The sequence below is a fragment of the Bathymodiolus japonicus methanotrophic gill symbiont genome, from assembly GCF_019721995.1.
Lineage (GTDB): Bacteria > Pseudomonadota > Gammaproteobacteria > Methylococcales > Methylomonadaceae > Methyloprofundus.
Genome location: NZ_BLYC01000010.1, coordinates 1 through 22413 on the forward strand (window position 1 = coordinate 1; position 22413 = coordinate 22413).

A 22413-nucleotide genomic window follows, 5' to 3' on the forward strand; every position below is an offset into this window, starting at 1 on the left:
CATCAGTGTTCCCCTATCAATTGAGGCCGTGAAACTAACCTCGCCACAAGAGAGCTCATAAAGCACTGTAAAGACATTCCTGTTATTATTGCGTTTTGAACTGCCCGAATGGTATACGAGCTGATACGAGATATTCTTGCCTGGAAAAATAATGGATTCACAAAACGATCTCGTTTTTGAGCCTGTTGCTGCCTTATCTCCAGAGCCTCGCTATATTTTTTATCCGATGGATGAATCAATTCTGGCTGTTGTGTTTTTGAAATCTCTTCAAATACGCGCATTAAATTATAGCTCATTGCAGTCAGGCGCATTTGATTTTCAAGTGAGCGGGTATTGGAAGACCAAGCTTTAGTTTCCTTGAAATTACTTTTAGTGTTATTGAATGTCTTTTCAATCGTCCATCGCTTGAAATACAGCATGGCAATGGTTCCAGGGTTAATAGTCATTGGCAAGGTTGTCACAAACCGGTGAAGTTTTCCGGTTTCTGGATCACGGTAATCCACCACGTTAAATTTGATGCCCTTGTTTTCGTACACACTGTATGCTTCAACCCCTGTATTGATCTCATGGCGGGAGTCAAAAGGGATAGACTCAACCAGAGTCGCAATTGAATTTTCTTTTAGCATTGAAATCATGTAATTAGCATGTCGTTTCTGCCGATCCCACCAGACAAAGTCGGTGACGGCTTTATCGTAGACATAGAGATGTTTCTGAGAGCTGTTATTTCCCTTGTTTTGCTTTTCAATATGATCTCGTAACACAGGTATTTCTTGATGCCTCTGAGTTCCGTTTGTCACCAGACAAAGAAATCTGAGCAACCCACTTCTGAGATTCAACGCGTAAATCCCCCCGGCCGCATAAACTTTCCCCTTGCTGTTTTTTTCAGTATGGCAGGCATGATCAATAAAATGTCCATCCGCTGCTTCTATGGTGTATTCGTCAAGTTCTGGGAATGCTTTAAGATAATCAATGCCTTGCGATAGCAGTGTTTCAGAGTGAAGATGGTAGCTCTGCTGTTCAAATGCCTCAAGCATACTTGTTCGTCTATGCGACTTCAGTGATTTAAAATACGTTGAGTGGGGAAGCAGCTGGCCATAAATCTGTTCATTGGTTTGGAGGAAATGGCGACCACTATCGACTACACTGATACAGCGTAATAACCCAAGGCGAATAAAGTCGATATCCTTCAACTCTGGGCATGAACGAGCCCACAAAGGATGACGCTCTGCTAACAGGGCACGTTCCATACTTTCATTGCAGTGTTGGTGAATATGTTCAGAGAGTGGTAGGTCTTTAAGCATGGGTGATATCCGTTTATGAGGTGATTAAAACGGAAATTTTTAGAAAAATTTTTTCGGCAATTGCAAGCTTTATTTGAAATTATTTGTTGTTTTTTTACGGTGCCTACAGAGTGTCTATTTGCTGTTATAAGTGATTAAAATCAAAAAGATGGAAATATTCGAGTGGTGCTACCTTCAGGTAGGTTATAGGCTGCTTTGTTTAGGTACTTCTTCTTTCAATGGGAACACTGATGACTGCTAATGAACTCTGTTTGCTGGGCTAAGTTTGAGCGAGCAAGCCTTGGAGATTGCAAAGTAGCCGCATTATCCTGGGTGTTTCGTAAAGCAAGTATACCCTGGGACTGGTTGCTACCGCTGAAAATCATGGAAACGTAGCTTAGCGAAGTGTTGATTTTTAGTCCCTGATAGGCGACAGGGCAATTCGCTGATTCGACGTGTGCTAGCAGCACGCGAGAGGAGCAAGAATTGCATTCCGAATAGCCGTCCAGCCAGTGAGGTAGTAATGACGAAGCGGCTTTTGTGCGTAGTCGTTGCGTCATTGTTCTGCTGGGTGAAGGTAAGAGTTTGATGGCAATGGGATGGAAAAACTTGAACATCGAGTAATAATAAATTAAGCGAATATGAGCAACTCGCTATTTTAATGACCTGTAACTCGATGTTCAAGTTTTTTAACTGATTGATTTTATTGATAATTTTACTGACAAAGAAAGCATCAACATCATTGTAAATCAATCACTTATAAAACAAAGCCGGAAAAATTTACTTTTCTTAGCCCAGTTATAGCTGAAAACTTGAACATCGAGTGTAATGAGGACGAGTATGCCAATTTACCACCGAGTCAAATCGTCCCTATCCTGGCAGACAAAGGCATCTACATTGCCTCCGAATCATCATTTTATCGAGTGTTGCATAAAGCAGAACAAGTCACACTCGGGGAGTCGCTATTTTTGCGAAAGCTTGTTTTGGGCATCCCAGCCCAAGCAAGCAGCAAAAACTTAACGCGACCACTTATGCCTCCGGCGGCCCCGATTCGTCCTCGTCACCTCGTCCCGACCCAACAAGGGGTCGGAACATAGGCTCCAAATGACTTGACGCCGTGTCGGATGGCCTTTTATTTTGTCTCCACCTTCGCTAACGCTCAGACTCCGACAAAACAACGGCCCTACGGCTATCGCGGACTAAAAATCATCACTTCGCTTAGGCTCCGTTTCCCTGATTTTCAGCGATAGATGGCGGGCTAACAGGCGCGCCATGCTACCTCACGAAATTCCGGGACTCCTGTCGCCATAATTCGTTCACCTACGCAGCGGATGGGAGATGCCCTGAACGCCCTGCGTCCGCAACAACTACGCACAAAAGCCGCTTCGTCATTACTACCTCACTGGCTGGACGGCTATTCGGAATGCAATTCTTGCTCCTCTCGCGTGCTGCTAGCACACGTCGAATCAGCGAATTGCCCTGTCGCCTATCAGGGACTAAAAATCACCACTTCGCTAAGCTACGTTTCCATGATTTTCAGCGAGAGCGCAAAAACACCTCCAAGCCAACGAGTTATATCGCAGAAAAAGCGAACCAGGTATGGACGTGGGATATCAGCTACATGCCAACACCCATCGTGGGTCAGTTCTACTATTTATATATGATAGAGGACATTTATAGCCGAAAAATAGTCGGGGCTGAAGTGTATGAACAAGAAAGTGGCGAAGATGCCGCTACACTACTTGAGCGTAGCCTATTAAAGGAAAATTGGGGAGTCGCTATTTTTGCGAAAGCTTGTTTTGGGCATCCCAGCCCAAGCAAGCAGCAAAAACTTAACGCGACCACTTATGCCTCCGGCGGCCCCGATTCGTCCTCGTCACCTCGTCCCGACCCAACAAGGGGTCGGAACATAGGCTCCAAATGACTTGACGCCGTGTCGGATGGCCTTTTATTTTGTCTCCACCTTCGCTAACGCTCAGACTCCGACAAAACAACGGCCCTACGGCTATCGCGGACTAAAAATCTTCACTTCGCTAAAGCTCCGTTTCCAGGATTTTCAGCGGAGGCGGCTTAAATAATTTAGGCGAAAACTATCTTGAAAAACACCGCTATCGACTACACTGATACAGCGTAATAACCCAAGGAGAATAAAGTCGATATCCTTCAACTCTGGGCATGAACGAGCCCACAAAGGATGACGCTCTGCTAACAGGGCACGTTCCATACTTTCATTGCAGTGTTGGTGAATATGTTCAGAGAGTGGTAGGTCTTTAAGCATGGGTGATATCCGTTTATGAGGTGATTAAAACGGAAATTTTTAGAAAAATTTCTTCGGCAATTGCAAGCTTTATTTGAAATTATTTGTTGTTTTTTTACGGTGCCTACAGAGTGTCTATTTGCTGTGATAAGTGATTAAAATCAAAAAGATGGAAATATTCGAGTGGTGCTACATTCAGGTAGGTTATAGGCTGCTTTGTTTAGGTACTTCTTCTTTCAATGGGAACACTGATGTTGTAAACAGGCTTCCATAGGCCATTGTTGCCAAACCAGCTATCAGTGACTGTCAATATCGGAGCGGTGGAAAAATGTTCTGCAATTGCAATCAGCATTTGAGCCGCCTGAGTCATCTTGGTCTGGAAAGGAACGACTTCCCCTCTTATCGTGGCGGTTTCTTTTTTTGCCTGAATTGTTTTTAAGGGCTGAAGTTTCCCAATTATTGAGTAGCTGAAATACACAATGCTGGTGTATCGAGGTTTATTTTAGGTGGTTTTGCCATGTTTATAGCAAACCCCTACTTAATTCCCCTTAGGCAATAGCATTTGAAACGAATGAAAAGACTGTTTTTTTCATATAGTTGTAGCATAGTTTCAATTTTACCATAAATAATTATTGGGAAACTTCAGTTAAGCGTATTTTTCTTAATAATAACCCAGAGTAAAAAATCTAAAGTTTTTTACTCCTGCTTGTTCGATTATTATGTGACTACACGGCCAGGAATTCGCGGCAATAAAAAGCATATCCCGTTATAATATTGACCTCTATTATGAACTTATTAAGAATTCCTAGAACACTATTATGCATGCTGACTGGATAGACTACCTGGCTACACAAAAACTATTAAGCTTTGTACCAACCGATAAGCAGGCAATCTTAGCGCCACTTACGCATTTAGGCATATTAACGGTTTCGGGGAAAGATGCGGCAGATTTTTTACAAGGTCAAACAACATGTGATATTAAAGCATTGCTTGATGCGCAGCCTGTTTTGGGTGCATATTGCAATGCCAAAGGTCGTACAATCAGTAGCTTTATCATTATCCGGCATCAAGATTCATTTCAGCTCATCCTTACGCACGAGTTACTCGAATCGGTTAGAAAAAAGCTGCAAATGTATGTGTTACGTTCTGACGTAAAAATGACAGATCATAGTGATGACTTATGTATTAGTGGTATTGCAAATATCAAACTGAATCCACAAGAGCTGTTATACCCATACCCGCAACTAGAAAACAGCTTTCTGTTTATCGGCGCCCCCGAACAAAGCCGCTTATTCTGGTTAGAGCTAAGCCAGCAGCTAGACATAAGCTTAATCAGCTCTAGCGCCTGGTTAGGCCTGGATATTCAGGCGGGGATTCCCTGGCTATATACACGGACTAGTGAAGAATTTGTGCCACAAATGCTTAACCTGGATAAACTGGGTGCGATCAGCTTTGAAAAAGGCTGCTACACCGGCCAGGAAATCGTAGCTCGCACACACTATTTAGGCAAGAATAAGCGCACCATGTATCAAGCACGCTGTGCTACGGCTGCTGAAATTAGCCCTGGCTGTTCAGTTACTGATAATGAGTCTAAGGTACGGGGCATGGTCGTATTAGTTGCAGTGCAAGACAATATAACTCAGCTATTAGTGGTACTGCATGATCAGGCAGTTAATGATGTAAATCTCCAACTTGCTAATCAATCCTGCGATAAAATTACTCTGAATTAACATCATAATGAAAGCCGCACAATACAAATGAACCCTGACATTGCACGACGCTTTAGGCGCTTAGGTACACTGACAATTTTCGCCGTCTATTTTGTTATTTTAGTAGGCGGTATTGTCCGTGCATCTGGAGCCGGCATGGGCTGCCCTGACTGGCCTACCTGTTTTGGACAGCTAATCCCGCCAACTAGCGAAGCTCAGCTGCCCGCCAATTATCATGAAATCTATGCTGTTGGCTATACCAATACCGATTTTAATGTCATCAAAACCTGGACTGAATACCTGAACCGCCTTACCGGGGTGACAATCGGTTTTTTAATTTTCTTAACACTCTGGGCATCACGCGCCTACCTGAAAACAGATAAAGCAGTGTTTTATTTATCCCTGACTGTATTTCTGTTAGTGGGCTTTCAGGGCTGGCTGGGTTCCATCGTGGTAAAAACCCATCTGCACCCGTTGATGATCACGGCACATATGCTACTCGCGCTGTTTATTGTCGCCTTATTAATCTATGTCATTGCCCGCTCACAAAATGATTTATTACGCCAGATTGATATTTCTGCATTGCCTGCAACATTTAAAACTGTCTTGATTGTCGCTATGGGCTTTACTTTACTGCAAGTCGGCATGGGCACTCAGGTTAGAGAAGCAGTGGATTTAATTGCCACACATCATAATTATATAGACCGTGAATACTGGCGCGATAGCTTTCCGCTTATTTTTTACATACACCGATCATTTTCAGCAGTGATACTCTTCACTAACCTATGGTTAGCATGGAAAGTCTACCAGTCAGTCGATAAAAGCAGCTTATTATTTCGTCTTGCCTTGGTCTTAGTCGGTCTAATTATTTCTGCAATTCTTGCGGGCATGTCTTTAGATCATCTGGGCATGCCTCCTGTCGCACAACCCATACATTTATTAATGGCAAATTTAACTTTTGGTGTACAATTTTTTATATTTATCTGTATCAGCTATGCTGCAAAAAACATAAATAGGCTTGCAGCCCCCTTATCCTGATGACCACATAGTTTTATCCATCCAACATACCAAGACTCCCATGCTAAAAATATTTTTAAGATGGCTACTGACTTTTCTTTATAGAATTGAAGTAAAAGGTTTAGATAATTATAAGCAGGCTGGTGACCGTGTACTGATTATTGCCAATCACAGCTCTTTTTTAGACCCATTAATATTAGGTGTATTCCTGCCAGATAGAATTACTTTTGCAATTAACAGCCATATTGCCGAACTCTGGTGGTTAAGGCCATTTCTTAGATTGTCGCATGTTTTTCGCATGGATCCGACCCACCCGATATCCTTGAAAAACCTGATTCATTTCTTACAAAAACCCAGTAAAACCGTTATTTTCCCTGAAGGCCGGATTACCGTCACTGGCTCGATGATGAAGATATACGACGGCACTGGAATGGTCGCCGATAAATCTGGAGCGACAATTCTACCTATCCGTATAGAAGGCGCGCAATATACACATTTCTCTCGTTTACATAGAATAGTTCGCCTACGTTTTTTTCCTAAAATCGCCCTGCAAATTCTACCACCAACAAAAATTGAGGTGGATAAAGATTTGCGTGGAAAAGCGCGCCGCCATGTCAGTGGTCTGATTTTAACCGACATCATGAGCAATATGATGTATACAACCAGTCACTATCAACAAACAATTTTTTCAGCCATGCTGGATGCTAAAAAGATCCACGGTGGTAAACACCGTGTTGCAGAAGATTTAGACAGAATCCCTGTTTCGTATAACACACTGATTACCCGATCTATTGCGATAGGTAATGCATTGAAAAAAATCACTGCCAAAGGTGAGAATGTTGGGGTCTATTTACCGAATAATAGTAAGACACTGAATGTTGTTCTAGGCTTGCAATTGCATGAACGCGTACCCGCCATGTTGAATTATTCTATAGGCGCTACCGGAATGCTGTCTGCCTGTCATACTGCAAAAATCACCACGGTTCTGACCTCACACCGTTTTATTGAACTAGGGAAATTTGCTGAAGATGCGCATACACTCGCGGAAAATATTAACCTCATTTATCTGGAAGATTTAGCCAAAGATATAAGCACTATCAATAAGCTCACAGCTTTAATACAGGCAAAAACCACCCATTTATGGTATCCACGTACACAATGCTCCCCAGATAGCCCAGCCGTTGTGCTTTTTACTTCAGGTTCAGAAGGTGCACCTAAAGGTGTTGTACTATCGCATAAAAATATCCTGGCAAATCATAAGCAGATTTCAGCGCGAATTAACTTTAATGCCCAGGATACCGTATTAAATTTCTTACCCATGTTTCATTCCTTTGGTTTTAGCGTTGGCACTATGCTACCTATTATGAATGGCATGACCACCTTCTTCTATCCATCGCCATTGCATTACAGCATTATTCCTGAAATGGCTTATGAAACCAATTCCTCTATTATCTTTGGTACCAATACCTTTTTAGCCGCCTATGGAAAAAAGGCGCATCCCTATGATTTTTTCAATATACGCTATGTTGTCGCAGGTGCTGAAAAGCTGCATGAAAACACTCGGCAATTGTGGGCAGATAAATTTGGCATTCGTATATTAGAAGGCTACGGTGCGACTGAAACCAGCCCTGTTGCTGCAGTTAATACCCCCATGTTTTGTAAAAACGGGACAGTGGGGCGCTTAATGCCGGGAATGGAATACAAATTAGAAAACATTCCCGGCATTGAAAATGCTGGAAAACTGCACCTTTACGGGGAAAACATTATGCAAGGCTATTTGCTAGCCGATAATCCGGGAGTATTAGTACCCCCCCATTCTATCTATGGCGATGGCTGGTATGATACCGGGGATATAGTGCATGTCGATGAGGAGCGCTATGTCTCCATTCGTGGACGTAGTAAGCGCTTTGCAAAAATTGCCGGAGAAATGGTTTCCCTGACCGCTACTGAGCAATTAATCAATGAAATCTGGCCAGATGCACAGCATGTTGTGGTCTGTATTCCAGATGAAAGAAAAGGTGAACAATTAATCCTGATTACCACACAGGAAAATGCTAATAGCAAAGAACTGATCGCACTTGCCAAAGGCGTGTCCAGCATTAATTTACCAAAGAAATTTATCGCCGTGGAGAAAGTCCCTGTATTGGCAACTGGGAAAATTAACTATATAGCTGCAGCTGAATTAGCCGAAGCGCATTTTAGTTAATTACTATTCCTTGGAAACAGGCGCGCCATGCTACCTCACGAAATTCCGGGACTCCTGTCGCCGTAATTCGTTCACCTACGCAGCGAATAGGAGATGCTCCAGCCGCCCTGCGTCCGCCACAGACTGAGCACAAAGCAGCTCAGTCATGGCTACCACAAATGGCTCTACGGCTATTCGGGATAAAATTTTAGCCTCCCTCGCGCGCTATCGCGCACTTCGGATTGGCAAATTTCCCTGCGCCTTCTGGAGACTATCAGCCCGTCCGGGGCTGACAGCGATTGAATATCACGCCTTCTCTGACAAATACTCTATCCGCCGCAAGTGCTAATATTGCCCCTCCCGCGCCAGCGTTAGCAGTAACAGCAGAGATTGTCACTTTATCCAGCGTGTTGATTATTTGCAGGATTATGTCATCGATCGCATAAAATTAAGCCACGATTCTTTCGCCGGCTCATCTGCAACTTCGATTATATTGAGATGTATACCGTTAGACCAGGACTCTTCCCCGCCCATTAACACAATCACATCGATATCCAGGGTACTAACATGTTGATAAACGCTGAGTAGCAATCTGCACTGCTCGGTACTCATACCGCCATTATGAAAGGATGAATGCAGGTAAGCGACCCGGTTTTTCGTATGATACCAGACCTCCTGACAAGGAGGATACAGCCCCGCTTTGGTATAATTAATAGCTATATTTTGTATGGATTTCATCAGTGTTCCCCTATCAATTGATGCCGTGAGACTAACCTCGCCACAAGAGAGCTCATAAAGCACTGTAAAGACATTCCTGTTATTATTGCGTTTTGAACTGCCCGAATGGTATACGAGCTGATACGAGATATTCTTGCCTGGAAAAATAATGGATTCACAAAACGATCTCGTTTTTGAGCCTGTTGCTGCCTTATCTCCAGAGCCTCGCTATATTTTTTATCCGATGGATGAATCAATTCTGGCTGTTGTGTTTTTGAACTCTCTTCAAACACGCGCATTAAATTATAGCTCATTGCAGTCAGGCGCATTTGATTTTCAAGTGAGCGGGTATTGGAAGACCAAGCTTTAGTTTCCTTGAAATTACTTTTAGTGTTATTGAATGTCTTTTCAATCGTCCATCGCTTGAAATACAGCATGGCAATGGTTCCAGGGTTAATAGTCATTGGCAAGGTTGTCACAAACCGGTGAAGTTTTCCGGTTTCTGGATCACGGTAATCCACCACGTTAAATTTGATGCCCTTGTTTTCGTACACACTGTATGCTTCAACCCCTGTATTGATCTCATGGCGGGAGTCAAAAGGGATAGACTCAACGAGAGTCGCAATTGAATTTTCTTTTAGCATTGAAATCATGTAATTAGCATGTCGTTTCTGCCGATCCCACCAGACAAAGTCGGTGACGGCTTTATCGTAGACATAGAGATGTTTCTGAGAGCTGTTATTTCCCTTGTTTTGCTTTTCAATATGATCTCGTAACACAGGTATTTCTTGATGCCTCTGAGTTCCGTTTGTCACCAGACAAAGAAATCTGAGCAACCCACTTCTGAGATTCAACGCGTAAATCCCCCCAGCCGCATAAACTTTCCCCTTGCTGTTTTTTTCAGTATGGCAGGCATGATCAATAAAATGTCCATCCGCTGCTTCTATGGTGTATTCGTCAAGTTCCGGGAATGCTTTAAGATAATCAATGCCTTGCGACAGCAGTGTTTCAGCGTGAAGATGATAGCTCTGCTGTTCAAATGCCTCAAGCATACTTGTTCGTCTATGCGACTTCAGTGATTTAAAATACGTTGAGTGGGGAAGCAGCTGGCCATAAATCTGTTCATTGGTTTGGAGGAAATGGCGACCACTATCGACTACACTGATACAGCGTAATAACCCAAGGCGAATAAAGTCGATATCCTTCAACTCTGGGCATGAACGAGCCCACAAAGGATGACGCTCTGCTAACAGGGAACGTTCCATACTTTCATTGCAGTGTTGGTGAATATGTTCAGAGAGTGGTAGGTCTTTAAGCATGGGTGATATCCGTTTATGAGGTGATTAAAACGGAAATTTTTAGAAAAATTTTTTCGGCAATTGCAAGCTTTATTTGAAATTATTTGTTGTTTTTTTACGGTGCCTACAGAGTGTCTATTTGCTGTTATAAGTGATTAAAATCAAAAAGATGTAAATATTCGAGTGGTGCTACCTTCAGGTAGGTTATAGGCTGCTTTGTTTAGGTACTTCTTCTTTCAATGGGAACACTGATGATGGATTTAGAAAAAAGATTTGCTACGATCGAAGCCGGTTTTTCAGCAAGTGCTAATTCATCTTTTAAAACAACCGTTGCAGGTAACTTGATGCCTTTTTCACTAGCCGCCAGCTTAGGTTTTAAATGACCTATCCAGATAGCGCCATCTATAGTCGCTCTACAAATAGCCTGATTTGCCGCAGCAATAATGTCACCGGCTTTTCCTGTTAACTGCTCTTCTTTATGCACATTGTATAAAAACACAGGTCCCCCATAGATTTCATCCAGCACCCCCGGGCTACCATCTGCCGCCGCTGAAAATCATGGAAACGTAGCTTAGCGAAGTGGTGATTTTTAGTCCCTGATAGGCGACAGGGCAATTCGCTGATTCGACGTGTGCTAGCAGCACGCGAGAGGAGCAAGAATTGCATTCCGAATAGCCGTCCAGCCAGTGAGGTAGTAATGACGAAGCGGCTTTTGTGCGTAGTCGTTGCGGACGCAGGGCGTTCAGGGCATCTCCCATCCGCTGCGTAGGTGAACGAATTATGGCGACAGGAGTCCCGGAATTTCGTGAGGTAGCATGGCGCGCCTGATGCAGATGTCGCAAAATCTCATCAGTTGATTGTTTTTTCCAGTTAAGCGCACGATCAGCCTGTTTCATCATCGGCTGAAGCTTGCCTTTAACCATTGGGTTATTGTAATCCAGCGGAACAGGCTTAAAGTCAGGCGCATCAAAATAGCTGAGCGCCTCCCATAAACAGTCCACAGCACCCTGCGTCACTTCGCGATTAAATAGGCTACTTTTTGTGGCATTGCGCATAGGAAAGGTTTTTGTCGCCCAGATATCGCCCATATCCATTTCTTCCTGAGCTGCTAATAGCGTAACGCCCCATTCAGCAACTCCGTTTTGAATCGCCCAATCCAGAGAACAGGCGCGCCATGCTACCTCACGAAATTCCGGGACTCCTGTCGCCATAATTCGTTCACCTACGCAGCGGATGGGAGATGCCCTGAACGCCCTGCGTCCGCAACGACTACGCACAAAAGCCGCTTCGTCATTACTACCTCACTGGCTGGACGGCTATTCAGAATGCAATTCTTGCTCCTCTCGCGTGCTGCTAGCACACGTCGAATCAGCGAATTGCCCTGTCGCCTATCAGGGACTAAAAATCACCACTTCGCTAAGCTACGTTTCCATGATTTTCAGCGGGGGTATTAAGCTGGATCTGAAAAGCGCACCGGCAACCGCTTTTGTCGATGGAGAAATGATTAAAGGCATACGCGAGCATTTATTTGCTGTATTGCGTGATATTGTTTACGTTAGCGATGAAATAAATGATAACCCTAAATTCGACTTGCAAAGCTCGGAAGGCATAAGCAATTCAGTATTTCATATTTTACGCAATGCCAATATTATTCACCAGAGTACCGAACCTAAACTGGTTGTTTTCTGGGGTGGACATTCCATTTCGACGGGGAGTCGCTATTTTTGCGAAAGCTTGTTTTGGGCATCCCAGCCCAAGCAAGCAGCAAAAACTTAACGCGACCACTAATGCCTCCGGCGGCCCCGATTCGTCCTCGTCACCTCGTCCCGACCCAACAAGGGGTCGGAACATAGGCTCCAAATGACTTGACGCCGTGTCGGATGGCCTTTTATTTTGTCTCCACCTTCGCTAACGCTCAGACTCCGACAAAATAACGGCCCTACGGCTATCGCGGACTAAAAATCATCACTTCGCTTAGGCTCCGTTTCCCTGATTTTCAGCGCGCGAAGAATATACTTATACGAAATCGGGGAGTCGCTATTTTTGCGAAAGCTTGTTTTGGGCATCCCAGCCCAAGCAAGCAGCAAAAACTTAACGCGACCACTTATGCCTCCGGCGGCCCCGATTCGTCCTCGTCACCTCGTCCCGACCCAACAAGGGGTCGGAACATAGGCTCCAAATGACTTGACGCCGTGTCGGATGGCCTTTTATTTTGTCTCCACCTTCGCTAACGCTCAGACTCCGACAAAATAACGGCCCTACGGCTATCGCGGACTAAAAATCATCACTTCGCTTAGGCTCCGTTTCCCTGATTTTCAGCGGAAGTAGGCTACGAGATAGGCTTACGTGGTATGAATATCTGTACCGGCTGTGGCCCTGGCGCAATGAAAGGCCCTATGAAAGGTGCAACGATTGGCCATACAAAACAACGCATCAACCACGGGCATTATATCGGCATCACAGAAATTGTAAATAACTTGGTAATTTTACCGGATATAGAAAAACGCCTGGAAGCATTTGTGCGTATCGGACACGGTATTATCGTGTTCCCAGGAGACGCCGGAACCGCTGAAGAAATTTTATATGTATTGGGGATTTTATTACATCCAGAGAATGCAGAAACCCCATTCCCGCTCATTTTCTCCGGACCTGAATCATCAGCAGATTACTTTAGGCAGATCAATGCCTTTATAGGTGAAACATTAGGTTTTGAAGCACAGCAGCGCTACAAGATTATCATCGATGATCCGGCCAGAGTTGCCCGATAAATGCGCTTAGGAATACGGCAAGTACGCGAATTCCGTAAGAGTAAAGCCGATGCCTATTATTTTAACTGGAGCTTAAAAATCGCTACTGAGTTTCAGCAACCATTTACCCCTACTCACGAAAATATGGCAGGGCTGGAATTACATAAAGACCAGGCAAAACATCAATTAGCCGCAAATTTACGCCGGGTTTTTTCTGGCATAGTGGCTGGTAATGTTAAAGACGCAGGCGCGCCATGCTACCTCACGAAATTCCGGGACTCCTGTCGCCGTAATTCGTTCACCTACGCAGCGAATAGGAGATGCTCCAGCCGCCCTGCGTCCGCCACAGACTGAGCACAAAGCAGCTCAGTCATGGCTACCACAAATGGCTCTACGGCTATTCGGGATAAAATTTTAGCCTCCCTCGCGCGCTATCGCGCACTTCGGATTGGCAAATTTCCCTGCGCCTTCTGGAGACTATCAGCCCGTCCGGGGCTGACAGCGAGGGAATCCGGGCTATAGAAAAAAATGGACATTTTGAAATCAGTGGCGATAAAGAAATCATGCAACCGGTGATGAGTTACTTGCAGCATTTGTTAGCCAGAAACGCATGAAATTGCCCGGAACAACCTATGTGCCCTGCTATAAAATAGTTTCTTAAGGCTGTTCAGTGTAGACTGAGGTTGAGGTACGAAACCCAGCAAATAGATATTTAAGTCACAAACGAAGCCTGTGAAAAGCTGGGATTACGCTCGCTTTATCCCAACCTACAGATAGCTAAAATGGAATATCATCATCAAAATCTTCATACTCCGCAGGCGGTGGTGAATTTGGTGCTGTTTGTGCTGGAGCAGGAGTAGCATGACTCTGTGGACTTGCAGGAGCATTGGCAGCATTACTTGCTAACGGTGCTGTCCCTCCAGAACGGCTACCTAGCATGTTCATTTCTGTAGCAACTATTTCAGTAGTATATTTATCCTGACCGCTCTGATCTTGCCATTTACGTGTTTGCAAACGCCCTTCTACATAAACCTGGCTACCTTTGCGTAAATATTCGCCGACAATTTCTGCCAGGCGATTAAAGAACACCACTCGATGCCATTCAGTTTTTTCTTTGCGTTCACCCGATTGCTTATCTTTCCAGCGAAAGGTTGTTGCCAGGGTTACATTAGCAACTACTCCCCCAGTAGGCATATAACGCACCTCTGGATCAGCCCCCAAATTTCCTATTAAAGTTACTTTATTGAGCATTACTTACTCCAAAAAAATGAATTGATGCATAGTCTACCATTAATAAATTGAATTCTATTTAGGAACCTGGATTTATTAACTGAAGTTTCCTAGTTTTTAAAGCATAAGAATATCAGCTAATGCTTATTTTTCTGAAATATTAGGTATTACTAATATTAATGGCATTCCGTTGACTAAAAGCCTTGAATTCTTTTTAAAAACAACAGGTTAATCGTGAATGAGGCCTAGTTTTACTGTATAATGAAAGTTTATAACACATTGATTATACAAATAAAACGACCTCATTCATGTTCATTTTACGCGATATTTTACTCCCGCTTCAAGATCATTTTTCCAAAACCACTTTAGGCCGCGAACGAGCCTCTCTGTTTGTTTACACGATCCTGTCTATTATCGTTCCCTTTACGTCGTCGATGACATCTAATCTTTGGCGTTGCCTTGATACGTTGTTCGGGTTTGAGATCAAGAATAAGCGCTTTTACACTTTCATGGCTTCTTCAACTTTGCCGTGGGCTGGGCTGTGGAAAACTATCTGGGAGCTGATTCCGTCTCCTGAAACAGATGGGCGCATATTGGTTGCACTGGATGACTCCATTATCACTAAAGTAGGCAAAAATATCTTCGGCTGTGAAGCCATTTTTGACCACGCGGCCAAATCGAATCAAAGCAAATATCCCCCCCCCCGTGTCAGGATAGTTTTCGCCTTATTTGAAAAATAATAACTCAAACAAGGGGCGGAAAAATAAAACCATGACAACTCAATACCCAAAAGAAAGAAAAGATGCCATCATTAACAAAACTGAAGTTTCCCAATAATTATTTATGGTAAAATTGAAACTATGCTACAACTATATGAAAAAAATAGTCTTTTCATTCGTTTCAAATGCTATTGCCTAAGGGGAATTAAGTAGGGGTTTGCTATAAACATCATCAGTGTTCCCCTATCAATTGAGGCCGTGAAACTAACCTCGCCACAAGAGAGCTCATAAAGCACTGTAAAGACATTCCTGTTATTATTGCGTTTTGAACTGCCCGAATGGTATACGAGATGATACGAGATATTCTTGCCTGGAAAAATAATGGATTCACAAAACGATCTCGTTTTTGGGCCTGTTGCTGCCTTATCTCCAGAGCCTCGCTATATTTTTTATCCGATGGATGAATCAATTCTGGCTGTTGTGTTTTTGAAATCTCTTCAAACACGCGCATTAAATTATAGCTCATTGCAGTCAGGCGCATTTGATTTTCAAGTGAGCGGGTATTGGAAGACCAAGCTTTAGTTTCCTTGAAATTACTTTTAGTGTTATTGAATGTCTTTTCAATCGTCCATCGCTTGAAATACAGCATGGCAATGGTTCCAGGGTTAATAGTCATTGGCAAGGTTGTCACGAACCGGTGAAGTTTTCCGGTTTCTGGATCACGGTAATCCACCACGTTAAATTTGATGCCCTTGTTTTCGTACACACTGTATGCTTCAACTCCTGTATTGATCTCATGCTGGGAGTCAAAAGGGATAGACTCAACCAGAGTCGCAATTGAATTTTCTTTTAGCATTGAAATCATGTAATTAGCATGTCGTTTCTGCCGATCCCACCAGACAAAGTCGGTGACGGCTTTATCGTAGACATAGAGATGTTTCTGAGAGCTGTTATTTCCCTTGTTTTGCTTTTCAATATGATCTCGTAACACAGGTATTTCTTGATGCCTCTGAGTTCCGTTTGTCACCAGACAAAGAAATCTGAGCAACCCACTTCTGAGATTCAACGCGTAAATCCCCCCGGCCGCATAAACTTTCCCCTTGCTGTTTTTTTCAGTATGGCAGGCATGATCAATAAAATGTCCATCCGCCGCTGGAAATCCTGGAAACGGAGCTTTAGCGAAGTGAAGATTTTTAGTCCGCGATAGCCGTAGGGCCGTTGTTTTGTCGGAGTCTGAGCGTTAGCGAAGGTGGAGACAAAATAAAAGGCCATCCGACACGGCGTCAAGTCATTTGGAGCCTATGTTCCGACCCCTTGTTGGGTCGGGACGAGGTGACGAGGACGAATCGGGGCCGCCGGAGGCATAAGTGGTCGCGTTAAGTTTTTGCTGCTTGCTTGGGCTGGGATGCCCAAAACAAGCTTTCGCAAAAATAGCGACTCCCCGATGCTTCTATGGTGTATTCGTCAAGTTCCGGGAATGCTTTAAGATAATCAATGCCTTGCGATAGCAGTGTTTCAGCGTGAAGATGATAGCCCTGCTGTTCAAATGCCTCAAGCATACTTGTTCGTCTATGCGACTTCAGTGATTTAAAATACGTTGAGTGGGGAAGCAGCTGGCCATAAATCTGTTCATTGGTTTGGAGGAAATGGCGACCACTATCGACTACACTGATACAGCGTAATAACCCAAGGCGAATAAAGTCGATATCCTTCAACTCTGGGCATGAACGAGCCCACAAAGGATGACGCTCTACTAACAGGGCACGTTCCATACTTTCGCTGTCAGCCCCGGACGGGCTGATAGTCTCCAGAAGGCGCAGGGAAATTTGCCAATCCGAAGTGCGCGATAGCGCGCGAGGGAGGCTAAAATTTTATCCCGAATAGCCGTAGAGCCATTTGTGGTAGCCATGACTGAGCTGCTTTGTGCTCAGTCTGTGGCGGACGCAGGGCGGCTGGAGCATCTCCTATTCGCTGCGTAGGTGAACGAATTACGGCGACAGGAGTCCCGGAATTTCGTGAGGTAGCATGGCGCGCCTGATTGCCTCCGAATCATCATTTTATCGAGTGTTGCATAAAGCAGAACAAGTCACACATAGAGGGCGGGCTAAAGAGCGCAAAAACACCTCCAAACCAACGAGTTATATCGCAGAAAAAGCGAACCAGGTATGGACGTGGGATATCAGCTACATGCCAACACCCATCGTGGGTCAGTTCTACTATTTATATATGATAGAGGACATTTATAGCCGAAAAATAGTCGGGGCTGAAGTGTATGAACAAGAAAGTGGCGAAGATGCCGCTACACTACTTGAGCGTAGCCTATTACTCGATGTTCAAGTTTTTCCATCCCATTGCCATCAAACTCTTACCTTCACCCAGCAGAACAATACTTTAATGATGCTGTTGGCCCTAAGCGCCCTAAATCTCTGCCAATCATATGTTTTCCTGATGGCATCAGTTGAAACACATCCTTTATTAATTCACCTAACTCTTTCAGCTTATCACCAGGATCTGGAAACTCTAGCAATGACGTGATGAACTCAAGCAGTACATCCATTTGAGACTTGCGCTGTAAGCTTCCTACGGTCGCTGCCAGCCATGGAGAGCGAAAGCGAGGGCTGGTAGTCCCCAGAAGGCGTAGGGCCGTTGTTTTGTCGAAATCGTAGCGCTAGCGTAGGTGTAGACAAAATAAAAGGCATTCCGAAACGCCGTCCAGTCATTTGAGGGAGTGTTACGAAGCCAGCACCGAGTTTACGATGGTAATGGCGAAGTGGCACGTACGCAGGACGTCTGGGGCGCCGAAGGCATTAGTGGTCGCGTTAAGTTTTTGCCGCTTGCTTGGGCTGGGATGCCCAAAACAAGCTTTCGCAAAAATAGCGACTCCCCGCATACGCAGGTAGTTTGCTTTCAATGCGGGCTATTTGCTCTGGGTGAAGGAGAAGGCAATGGTCAAACAAAAGACTCAGAATCAGGCCACGGCTTGATCCCTCTTCATCTAATTGTTTGGCCTCACGCCCCCATCCTTCATAAAGCTTCCAGTCCTCAAAGAAAACCTCAATCAGCCATCTCAACGTATAGGCTTGAATAATATCTTGTGTGCGCCAAGTCAGGTCTGTCGCCACTAAATAGCGATAGTCGTTTTCACCGTCATATTTTAAGGCAATGACAAAGCGTTTTTTACTGTGTGAACTCACCTTTAATCGTGCACTGCTGACAGTCACTTTAATCTCTTTTCCGCCACGTACACGTATTATCTGATCAATGCCTTTGTTAATCGAATTAAAGTACTCTCGACGGACCTTATTCTACCTCTATATTCAATTTTTTGGTTTTACGTAATTGGCTAATCACCTGCGAGCCTCCATTTCTTTAGCGGCTTCGCCCTAGAGGCTTGTTTCACCATACATCGCATCACGAGTACGCCCTTAATTTTAATCAGGCTATGCTCACTTAAACTCTTTTATAAGCCTAATGCAATCTCTGTTTTGGTCGGGTAGGCACTGTCACGTTTCAGGCTAATAGGCCTATATTTTTTTTGCTATACGCTCTTTTTCAACCGTTTTTCTTCTTATCCCACTGCTTTAAGGCTGGATCCGCATATAAAAGAAAACCGACAGGCTCGGGGAGTCGCTATTTTCCAGGCGCGCCATGCTACCTCACGAAATTCTGGACCCTGTCGCCATAATTCCGTTCACCTACCGCAGCGAATCGGAGATGCTCCAGCCCACCTGCGGTCCGCCACAGACTGAGCACAAAGCAGCTCATCATGGCTACCCAAATGGCTCTACGGCTATTCGGGGATAAAATTTTATCCTCCCTCGCGCGCTATCGCGCACTTCGGAATTGGCAAATTTCCCTGCGCCTTCGAGACTTCAGCCCGTCCGGGCTGACAGCGTGCGAAGATAAAATTATATCTCCAAAGAAAAAAGAAAAACCTTTCCAGATGGTCTGGCTCAACCAGAAACTGGGATGCTACAGGGGCAGTTTTCATTAATCCTGAAGGACTGATGAGCGGCTTAATAAATTTAGGCGAAAACTATCCTTGAAAACTCGTATCCTGGGCACAAAATATTGTATCGGTAGGGTTGCTTGAAACAGGTCAAAGGTTCGCTGGGCGTGCCTATTTTTTAGATTTCCGATTTTATCTACCCTTAAAAAACAATTTCAGGCAAAAAAAGAAACCGCCACGTAAGAGGGGAAGTCGTTCCTTTCCAGACCAGATGACTCGGCGCCTCAATGGCTGATTGCAATTGCAAGAACATTTTTCCACCGCTCCGAATATTTGACAGTCCTGATAGCTGGCTTGGCAACAATGGCCTATGGAAGCCTGTTTAACAAAGCTATCGGAAGCCCGGTTTAATATTTCTCCTCTAGGTTAAGGTGCAATAATGTACTGTCATCGTCCAGAAAAAGAAAACCCAATGTGCGCGGATGGAAAATCGAATCCGGGTCAAAGAGCTCAAGCAAGACATAGGGAGTCAGAAAAGTCAGTGTCGAAATGCGCAGGCAGTGACCAACCATTTGAAACTTCTGTATGAATGGCAACAACGCGACGTGGATTTACGCGATCGTTTAAAAACCGTCCGGAACGTCGGCACAAAGTGAAGGGGCGAGCCAGTTTCACCTTTTCAGATATCCGCCGCATCATTGCCGAACGGCTTTGTGATCCGGACATTTTGAAAGGGTTTGCCCCAAATACAGCAGCTCCCCTGTAAATTCGGTGGTAGCCGTTTTATTGCGAATGGTTCCTTGATGAATTTCTAAGAAACTTCAGTTTATTAATATCTGAAACTATATATTTTATAGGATGCGCTTCGTGCCTCAGCACATCCTACAGGTTTTAGGCATTATTTAATCCGCAACCCTAAAGTATTCGCGGGCTAAAGCCGCAAGTTATTCTTAGGGTTATTTACTGATAAAATCACCAAATGCACGACTACCATCACCTGTTTCTATCGTTTCTACTACGCTCAATGTTTGAGCATCAATCACTGTGACAGTGCCATCGAACCAGTTAGCAATATAAACATGGCGGTCATCAGAGTGTGTACTTATGCCTTCCGGTTTTTCGCCCACTTCTATCTGGCTGATTTCTTTTAATGTCTGCGTATCAATAACAGAAACAGTATTGTCATCCTGGTTGGTAACAAATAATAATTTTTCATTTAATGCTAAAGCGAGTGCATAAGGTCGACCACCCACTTTAATGCGCGAGATGCGTTTTAAATTTTGCGCACTTAAAACAGAGACATCATTACTTTCTACATTCGCGCTATAAATGTACTCGCCTTTTTTATCCAGGATGATGCCAAAAGGGTGAGCGCCAACTTTAGTCGTATTTCTAATTTTAAAGCTGCGTAAATCAATTTGAGATAATGTGTCATCCATGCGGTTGGCAACATATAGCCAGCGATTATCAGGGCTGACTACCAGACCTGATGGTGATTTGCCAACTATTAGTTTTTTGATTAGTTCTAGATCAGCGCTATTAAAAATCGATACACTGTTTTCATACCAGTCAGCAACAAAAATACGCTGCCCATCTGGGCTAACAGCTATACCAACCGATGCACCACCGACTGTTACATGGTTTGTTTGTTGCAAACTTTGCGCATCTATCACAGCAAAGCCATCACCTTCAGGGGTGCTAATATAAACCTTGCCTAATCGATGATTAACTGCCACACCCACAGGTTTACCAACAACGGCAATGGTTTTAATGACCTGATTAGTCGCGACATCAACTACCGCAATGCTGTTATCTAATTGATTCGTGATAAATGCATAGGGCTGCGCTAATAGAAAAGAACTATTAGTAAGTAACAAAAGTACATATATTATCTGGAAGGTGTATTTGAATGGCATATAATGCTGACGTTGATTTTGTTTTGCAAGCATGCGCTCTTGGACGATTAAGAAAGTAGTGCACACCCTCTTATGAAAATCGGGGAGTCGCTATTTTTGCGAAAGCTTGTTTTGGGCATCCCAGCCCAAGCAAGCAGCAAAAACTTAACGCGACCACTTATGCCTCCGGCGGCCCCGATTCGTCCTCGTCACCTCGTCCCGACCCAACAAGGGGTCGGAACATAGGCTCCAAATGACTTGACGCCGTGTCGGATGGCCTTTTATTTTGTCTCCACCTTCGCTAACGCTCAGACTCCGACAAAACAACGGCCCTACGGCTATCGCGGACTAAAAATCATCACTTCGCTTAGGCTACGTTTCCCTGATTTTCAGCGGGGGACTGAGTGGCGTTTTTACTATACTTCGCGCGGTCACGGATGCAGAATTTATAGTGCACTGATTTTGTCGAGGGCAAGGCGCTAAAACTGGCTACGCAAGTGTTTTAGCAACGCCGCTATCGACAAAAACTCAGTCGTTAGAAATCCGCAGTCGTGTCCACGCGAAGTATAAACCTCCCCTTAGTCCCTCTCAATAACGAACAGGTACTATCTATCTAATTGTCATACCAGCTAAGTAGACTAGAGGCGTACATTGTGACCCACTTTCAAGTACTGCCTAGACGAACAACTAAAAAGAAGCTTATCTTTTCATTTCAAATGTAATCGTTTCTGGTGAAGCGGCAGGCTCAAATTTATTTAACAAGCTTGTTAAGCCTTCTTTTAATACTGCCGTTACTTGCTTATCCGCTGTTTCTTCGTTTAATTCTACCGGTGGATTATTGTTCATATAACCTCGATAATACGTTGCGACCCAAATTACTTCAGAGCCGCTACCTTTTTTCTTAACTGTCAACTTACCCTGGTAATTATCAACAGCAAGAACTGGCACGTCTTCATCCTGACCTGAGTGCTGAATTGTTTTTACAATACTCATGTCAGTGATCTTATAAGTATATGACATTTTCTTATCATCATACTTTTTCAGAAATTCTGTGATTGTGCCACCACCAGGTAGTGTTAAAACACGCGTAGCACCTTTTTCATTACCACCCTTTCCATCAGTGCTTTTAATTCCTGGGTGCCAGGACATATCATCAAAGTTTTTAATTACGTCCCAGACTTCTTCAGCAGGCGCATCAATTGCAACTTTTGCTGTCATTTTTCCTCTAACAGGGCCATGTGCAAAAGAAATCGCACTAAATAAAAACAAGAATAATGCAAGTAAAGAAATTTTTTTCATATTTAATCCTAATTGTGTGACGTAAAAATGAGTTGCTTATTATAAGGTAATTTGTTGAATGCTAAAATCAAAAATAACGCCTCAGACAATTAACGGCTATAAATTTACTAT

The 22413-nt window shown here is 43.9% G+C and carries 33 protein-coding genes and 6 pseudogenes; 21 read left to right on the forward strand and 18 right to left on the reverse strand.

Annotated features, from left to right (window positions below):
- Positions 1 to 2 precede the first annotated feature (2 nt).
- On the reverse strand, positions 3 to 1301 hold the full coding sequence (locus tag K6984_RS14295; RefSeq protein ID WP_221894003.1) for a transposase: 1299 nt from the start codon (positions 1299 to 1301) through the stop codon (positions 3 to 5).
- Positions 1302 to 1516: 215 nt separating this feature from the next.
- Positions 1517 to 1840 (reverse strand): hypothetical protein, encoded by a 324-nt coding sequence (locus K6984_RS14300; protein WP_221896144.1) that lies wholly within the window; start codon positions 1838 to 1840, stop codon positions 1517 to 1519.
- 408 nt (positions 1841 to 2248) lie between these two features.
- Here K6984_RS14300 and K6984_RS33585 point away from each other — a divergent pair, with 408 nt between their 5' ends.
- The 5 genes and pseudogenes from K6984_RS33585 (at position 2249) to K6984_RS14310 (ending at position 3358) form a co-directional block, all read left to right on the forward strand.
- Positions 2249 to 2377: a hypothetical protein gene (locus K6984_RS33585; protein WP_263458596.1), complete on the forward strand. Its 129-nt coding sequence runs from the start codon at positions 2249 to 2251 to the stop codon at positions 2375 to 2377.
- A 27-nt stretch (positions 2378 to 2404) separates the two neighbouring features.
- A complete protein-coding gene (locus tag K6984_RS33590) occupies positions 2405 to 2530 on the forward strand; it encodes a hypothetical protein (RefSeq protein ID WP_263458605.1) in 126 nt (41 codons plus the stop codon).
- A 302-nt stretch (positions 2531 to 2832) separates the two neighbouring features.
- A pseudogene (locus tag K6984_RS14305) lies at positions 2833 to 3045 on the forward strand (DDE-type integrase/transposase/recombinase); the annotation flags it as partial.
- 19 nt (positions 3046 to 3064) lie between these two features.
- On the forward strand, positions 3065 to 3193 hold the full coding sequence (locus K6984_RS33595) for a hypothetical protein (RefSeq protein WP_263458596.1): 129 nt from the start codon (positions 3065 to 3067) through the stop codon (positions 3191 to 3193).
- A 27-nt stretch (positions 3194 to 3220) separates the two neighbouring features.
- Positions 3221 to 3358, forward strand: coding sequence for a hypothetical protein (locus K6984_RS14310; RefSeq protein ID WP_221896145.1), 138 nt, complete (start codon positions 3221 to 3223; stop codon positions 3356 to 3358).
- On the opposite strand, the gene K6984_RS14315 is transcribed toward K6984_RS14310, so the two are convergent.
- Positions 3337 to 3558, reverse strand: coding sequence for a hypothetical protein (locus K6984_RS14315; RefSeq protein ID WP_221896146.1), 222 nt, complete (start codon positions 3556 to 3558; stop codon positions 3337 to 3339). The genes K6984_RS14310 and K6984_RS14315 overlap by 22 nt on opposite strands.
- Positions 3559 to 4355: 797 nt before the next feature.
- On the opposite strand from K6984_RS14315, the gene ygfZ reads away from it, so the two are divergent.
- The 3 genes from ygfZ to K6984_RS14330 are packed head-to-tail and all read left to right on the forward strand — an operon-like array spanning position 4356 to position 8469.
- Positions 4356 to 5267 (forward strand): CAF17-like 4Fe-4S cluster assembly/insertion protein YgfZ, encoded by a 912-nt coding sequence (ygfZ, locus tag K6984_RS14320; protein ID WP_221896147.1) that lies wholly within the window; start codon positions 4356 to 4358, stop codon positions 5265 to 5267.
- Between the two features lie 27 nt (positions 5268 to 5294).
- Entirely contained in the window at positions 5295 to 6284 is a 990-nt protein-coding gene (locus K6984_RS14325) for a COX15/CtaA family protein (RefSeq protein ID WP_221896148.1), read from the forward strand.
- A 40-nt stretch (positions 6285 to 6324) separates the two neighbouring features.
- Positions 6325 to 8469 carry an AMP-binding protein gene (locus K6984_RS14330; protein ID WP_221896149.1) on the forward strand — a complete coding sequence of 715 codons (2145 nt, stop codon included), beginning with the start codon at positions 6325 to 6327 and terminating at the stop codon, positions 8467 to 8469.
- Here K6984_RS14330 and K6984_RS14335 read toward each other — a convergent pair.
- A complete protein-coding gene (locus K6984_RS14335) occupies positions 8462 to 8602 on the reverse strand; it encodes a hypothetical protein (protein ID WP_221896150.1) in 141 nt (46 codons plus the stop codon). The genes K6984_RS14330 and K6984_RS14335 overlap by 8 nt on opposite strands.
- Before the next feature lie 12 nt (positions 8603 to 8614).
- On the opposite strand from K6984_RS14335, the gene K6984_RS14340 reads away from it, so the two are divergent.
- Complete coding sequence (locus K6984_RS14340; protein WP_221896151.1) at positions 8615 to 8797, forward strand: hypothetical protein; 183 nt, start codon at positions 8615 to 8617, stop codon at positions 8795 to 8797.
- Between the two features lie 388 nt (positions 8798 to 9185).
- On the opposite strand, the gene K6984_RS14345 is transcribed toward K6984_RS14340, so the two are convergent.
- The 3 genes from K6984_RS14345 to K6984_RS14355 all read right to left on the reverse strand — a co-directional run bounded on the left by K6984_RS14345 (position 9186) and on the right by K6984_RS14355 (position 11740).
- Complete coding sequence (locus K6984_RS14345) at positions 9186 to 10484, reverse strand: transposase (RefSeq protein WP_221893851.1); 1299 nt, start codon at positions 10482 to 10484, stop codon at positions 9186 to 9188.
- 199 nt (positions 10485 to 10683) lie between these two features.
- Positions 10684 to 10989: a DNA-3-methyladenine glycosylase gene (locus K6984_RS14350; protein ID WP_221896152.1), complete on the reverse strand. Its 306-nt coding sequence runs from the start codon at positions 10987 to 10989 to the stop codon at positions 10684 to 10686.
- 7 nt (positions 10990 to 10996) lie between these two features.
- Positions 10997 to 11740 carry a formyl transferase gene (locus tag K6984_RS14355; RefSeq protein WP_221896153.1) on the reverse strand — a complete coding sequence of 248 codons (744 nt, stop codon included), beginning with the start codon at positions 11738 to 11740 and terminating at the stop codon, positions 10997 to 10999.
- Positions 11741 to 11909: 169 nt separating this feature from the next.
- On the opposite strand from K6984_RS14355, the pseudogene K6984_RS14360 reads away from it, so the two are divergent.
- The 4 genes and pseudogenes from K6984_RS14360 to K6984_RS31075 all read left to right on the forward strand — a co-directional run.
- Positions 11910 to 12170: pseudogene (locus K6984_RS14360) on the forward strand (pyrimidine/purine nucleosidase domain-containing protein); the annotation flags it as partial.
- A 17-nt stretch (positions 12171 to 12187) separates the two neighbouring features.
- The gene (locus K6984_RS33600; protein WP_263458596.1) at positions 12188 to 12316 is read left to right on the forward strand and encodes a hypothetical protein; all 129 of its coding nucleotides are present in this window, start codon (positions 12188 to 12190) and stop codon (positions 12314 to 12316) included.
- A 190-nt stretch (positions 12317 to 12506) separates the two neighbouring features.
- The gene (locus K6984_RS33605; RefSeq protein ID WP_263458596.1) at positions 12507 to 12635 is read left to right on the forward strand and encodes a hypothetical protein; all 129 of its coding nucleotides are present in this window, start codon (positions 12507 to 12509) and stop codon (positions 12633 to 12635) included.
- Between the two features lie 140 nt (positions 12636 to 12775).
- Positions 12776 to 13459 (forward strand): annotated as a pseudogene (locus K6984_RS31075) (pyrimidine/purine nucleotide monophosphate nucleosidase domain-containing protein); the annotation flags it as partial.
- On the opposite strand, the gene K6984_RS31080 reads toward K6984_RS31075, so the two are convergent.
- Complete coding sequence (locus tag K6984_RS31080) at positions 13409 to 13570, reverse strand: hypothetical protein (protein WP_230988093.1); 162 nt, start codon at positions 13568 to 13570, stop codon at positions 13409 to 13411. The pseudogene K6984_RS31075 and the gene K6984_RS31080 overlap by 51 nt on opposite strands.
- A gap of 12 nt (positions 13571 to 13582) precedes the next feature.
- On the opposite strand from K6984_RS31080, the gene K6984_RS14375 reads away from it, so the two are divergent.
- From K6984_RS14375 to K6984_RS36255, 3 genes are read left to right on the forward strand one after another with little or no spacing between them, the layout of a single operon-like run.
- Positions 13583 to 13732 carry a hypothetical protein gene (locus K6984_RS14375; protein ID WP_221896156.1) on the forward strand — a complete coding sequence of 50 codons (150 nt, stop codon included), beginning with the start codon at positions 13583 to 13585 and terminating at the stop codon, positions 13730 to 13732.
- Positions 13729 to 13824 carry a hypothetical protein gene (locus K6984_RS36250; RefSeq protein WP_420831676.1) on the forward strand — a complete coding sequence of 32 codons (96 nt, stop codon included), beginning with the start codon at positions 13729 to 13731 and terminating at the stop codon, positions 13822 to 13824. Before K6984_RS14375 ends, K6984_RS36250 begins: the two co-directional genes overlap by 4 nt.
- Positions 13821 to 13871, forward strand: a complete 51-nt coding sequence (locus tag K6984_RS36255) for a hypothetical protein (protein ID WP_420831677.1) — start codon at positions 13821 to 13823, stop codon at positions 13869 to 13871. Before K6984_RS36250 ends, K6984_RS36255 begins: the two co-directional genes overlap by 4 nt.
- Positions 13872 to 13987: 116 nt before the next feature.
- On the opposite strand, the gene ssb is transcribed toward K6984_RS36255, so the two are convergent.
- Positions 13988 to 14461 (reverse strand): single-stranded DNA-binding protein, encoded by a 474-nt coding sequence (gene ssb / locus K6984_RS14385; RefSeq protein WP_221896157.1) that lies wholly within the window; start codon positions 14459 to 14461, stop codon positions 13988 to 13990.
- A gap of 287 nt (positions 14462 to 14748) precedes the next feature.
- Between ssb and K6984_RS14390 the strand changes: the two are divergent.
- A pseudogene (locus K6984_RS14390) lies at positions 14749 to 15138 on the forward strand (IS701 family transposase); the annotation flags it as partial.
- Between the two features lie 253 nt (positions 15139 to 15391).
- On the opposite strand, the gene K6984_RS14395 reads toward K6984_RS14390, so the two are convergent.
- Genes K6984_RS14395 through K6984_RS14410 form a run of 5 tightly spaced genes read right to left on the reverse strand, consistent with a single transcriptional unit; the run spans position 15392 to position 17068 of the window.
- Positions 15392 to 16225, reverse strand: coding sequence for a transposase (locus tag K6984_RS14395; protein WP_221896159.1), 834 nt, complete (start codon positions 16223 to 16225; stop codon positions 15392 to 15394).
- Positions 16222 to 16431 (reverse strand): hypothetical protein, encoded by a 210-nt coding sequence (locus K6984_RS14400; RefSeq protein ID WP_221896160.1) that lies wholly within the window; start codon positions 16429 to 16431, stop codon positions 16222 to 16224. The genes K6984_RS14395 and K6984_RS14400 overlap by 4 nt, the downstream gene beginning before the upstream one ends.
- 27 nt (positions 16432 to 16458) lie before the next feature.
- Positions 16459 to 16587 (reverse strand): hypothetical protein, encoded by a 129-nt coding sequence (locus K6984_RS33610; protein ID WP_263458596.1) that lies wholly within the window; start codon positions 16585 to 16587, stop codon positions 16459 to 16461.
- Positions 16536 to 16931, reverse strand: a complete 396-nt coding sequence (locus K6984_RS14405) for a hypothetical protein (RefSeq protein ID WP_221896161.1) — start codon at positions 16929 to 16931, stop codon at positions 16536 to 16538. The genes K6984_RS33610 and K6984_RS14405 overlap by 52 nt, the downstream gene beginning before the upstream one ends.
- The gene (locus K6984_RS14410) at positions 16913 to 17068 is read right to left on the reverse strand and encodes a hypothetical protein (protein ID WP_221895156.1); all 156 of its coding nucleotides are present in this window, start codon (positions 17066 to 17068) and stop codon (positions 16913 to 16915) included. Before K6984_RS14410 ends, K6984_RS14405 begins: the two co-directional genes overlap by 19 nt.
- A 128-nt stretch (positions 17069 to 17196) precedes the next feature.
- Between K6984_RS14410 and K6984_RS31085 the strand changes: the two are divergent.
- A pseudogene (locus K6984_RS31085) lies at positions 17197 to 17481 on the forward strand (DDE-type integrase/transposase/recombinase); the annotation flags it as partial.
- A 49-nt stretch (positions 17482 to 17530) separates the two neighbouring features.
- Here the strand turns inward: K6984_RS31085 and K6984_RS14415 are convergent.
- Positions 17531 to 17716, reverse strand: a complete 186-nt coding sequence (locus K6984_RS14415) for a hypothetical protein (RefSeq protein WP_221895029.1) — start codon at positions 17714 to 17716, stop codon at positions 17531 to 17533.
- Between the two features lie 331 nt (positions 17717 to 18047).
- A pseudogene (locus K6984_RS14420) lies at positions 18048 to 18347 on the reverse strand (IS701 family transposase); the annotation flags it as partial.
- Between the two features lie 578 nt (positions 18348 to 18925).
- Here K6984_RS14420 and K6984_RS14425 point away from each other — a divergent pair.
- Positions 18926 to 19153 carry a hypothetical protein gene (locus tag K6984_RS14425; RefSeq protein WP_221896163.1) on the forward strand — a complete coding sequence of 76 codons (228 nt, stop codon included), beginning with the start codon at positions 18926 to 18928 and terminating at the stop codon, positions 19151 to 19153.
- A gap of 911 nt (positions 19154 to 20064) precedes the next feature.
- Here K6984_RS14425 and K6984_RS14430 read toward each other — a convergent pair.
- Entirely contained in the window at positions 20065 to 21057 is a 993-nt protein-coding gene (locus tag K6984_RS14430) for a YncE family protein (RefSeq protein WP_230988094.1), read from the reverse strand.
- A gap of 63 nt (positions 21058 to 21120) precedes the next feature.
- Here K6984_RS14430 and K6984_RS33615 point away from each other — a divergent pair, with 63 nt between their 5' ends.
- Positions 21121 to 21249, forward strand: coding sequence for a hypothetical protein (locus K6984_RS33615; RefSeq protein ID WP_263458596.1), 129 nt, complete (start codon positions 21121 to 21123; stop codon positions 21247 to 21249).
- Between the two features lie 27 nt (positions 21250 to 21276).
- On the forward strand, positions 21277 to 21486 hold the full coding sequence (locus tag K6984_RS14435) for a hypothetical protein (RefSeq protein ID WP_221896164.1): 210 nt from the start codon (positions 21277 to 21279) through the stop codon (positions 21484 to 21486).
- 216 nt (positions 21487 to 21702) lie between these two features.
- Here the strand turns inward: K6984_RS14435 and K6984_RS14440 are convergent, their stop codons facing one another.
- Positions 21703 to 22302: an SRPBCC family protein gene (locus K6984_RS14440; protein ID WP_221896165.1), complete on the reverse strand. Its 600-nt coding sequence runs from the start codon at positions 22300 to 22302 to the stop codon at positions 21703 to 21705.
- Positions 22303 to 22413: the final 111 nt, after the last annotated feature.

Bases quoted from the DNA above. Each gene is read 5' to 3' on its own strand.
- K6984_RS14295 (WP_221894003.1), bottom strand. From the start codon at position 1,301: ATGCTTAAAGACCTACCACTCTCTGAACATATTCACCAACACTGCAAT.
- K6984_RS14300 (WP_221896144.1), bottom strand. From the start codon at position 1,840: ATGACGCAACGACTACGCACAAAAGCCGCTTCGTCATTACTACCTCAC.
- K6984_RS33590 (WP_263458605.1), top strand. From the start codon at position 2,405: ATGGCCTTTTATTTTGTCTCCACCTTCGCTAACGCTCAGACTCCGACA.
- K6984_RS14310 (WP_221896145.1), top strand. From the start codon at position 3,221: ATGGCCTTTTATTTTGTCTCCACCTTCGCTAACGCTCAGACTCCGACA.
- K6984_RS14315 (WP_221896146.1), bottom strand. From the start codon at position 3,558: ATGCTTAAAGACCTACCACTCTCTGAACATATTCACCAACACTGCAAT.
- ygfZ (WP_221896147.1), top strand. From the start codon at position 4,356: ATGCATGCTGACTGGATAGACTACCTGGCTACACAAAAACTATTAAGC.
- K6984_RS14325 (WP_221896148.1), top strand. From the start codon at position 5,295: ATGAACCCTGACATTGCACGACGCTTTAGGCGCTTAGGTACACTGACA.
- K6984_RS14330 (WP_221896149.1), top strand. From the start codon at position 6,325: ATGCTAAAAATATTTTTAAGATGGCTACTGACTTTTCTTTATAGAATT.
- K6984_RS14340 (WP_221896151.1), top strand. From the start codon at position 8,615: ATGGCTACCACAAATGGCTCTACGGCTATTCGGGATAAAATTTTAGCC.
- K6984_RS14345 (WP_221893851.1), bottom strand. From the start codon at position 10,484: ATGCTTAAAGACCTACCACTCTCTGAACATATTCACCAACACTGCAAT.
- K6984_RS14375 (WP_221896156.1), top strand. From the start codon at position 13,583: ATGGCTACCACAAATGGCTCTACGGCTATTCGGGATAAAATTTTAGCC.
- ssb (WP_221896157.1), bottom strand. From the start codon at position 14,461: ATGCTCAATAAAGTAACTTTAATAGGAAATTTGGGGGCTGATCCAGAG.
- K6984_RS14400 (WP_221896160.1), bottom strand. From the start codon at position 16,431: ATGGCCTTTTATTTTGTCTCCACCTTCGCTAACGCTCAGACTCCGACA.
- K6984_RS14405 (WP_221896161.1), bottom strand. From the start codon at position 16,931: ATGGAACGTGCCCTGTTAGTAGAGCGTCATCCTTTGTGGGCTCGTTCA.
- K6984_RS14410 (WP_221895156.1), bottom strand. From the start codon at position 17,068: ATGGCTACCACAAATGGCTCTACGGCTATTCGGGATAAAATTTTAGCC.
- K6984_RS14415 (WP_221895029.1), bottom strand. From the start codon at position 17,716: ATGGATGTACTGCTTGAGTTCATCACGTCATTGCTAGAGTTTCCAGAT.
- K6984_RS14425 (WP_221896163.1), top strand. From the start codon at position 18,926: ATGGCTACCCAAATGGCTCTACGGCTATTCGGGGATAAAATTTTATCC.
- K6984_RS14430 (WP_230988094.1), bottom strand. From the start codon at position 21,057: ATGCTTGCAAAACAAAATCAACGTCAGCATTATATGCCATTCAAATAC.
- K6984_RS14435 (WP_221896164.1), top strand. From the start codon at position 21,277: ATGGCCTTTTATTTTGTCTCCACCTTCGCTAACGCTCAGACTCCGACA.
- K6984_RS14440 (WP_221896165.1), bottom strand. From the start codon at position 22,302: ATGAAAAAAATTTCTTTACTTGCATTATTCTTGTTTTTATTTAGTGCG.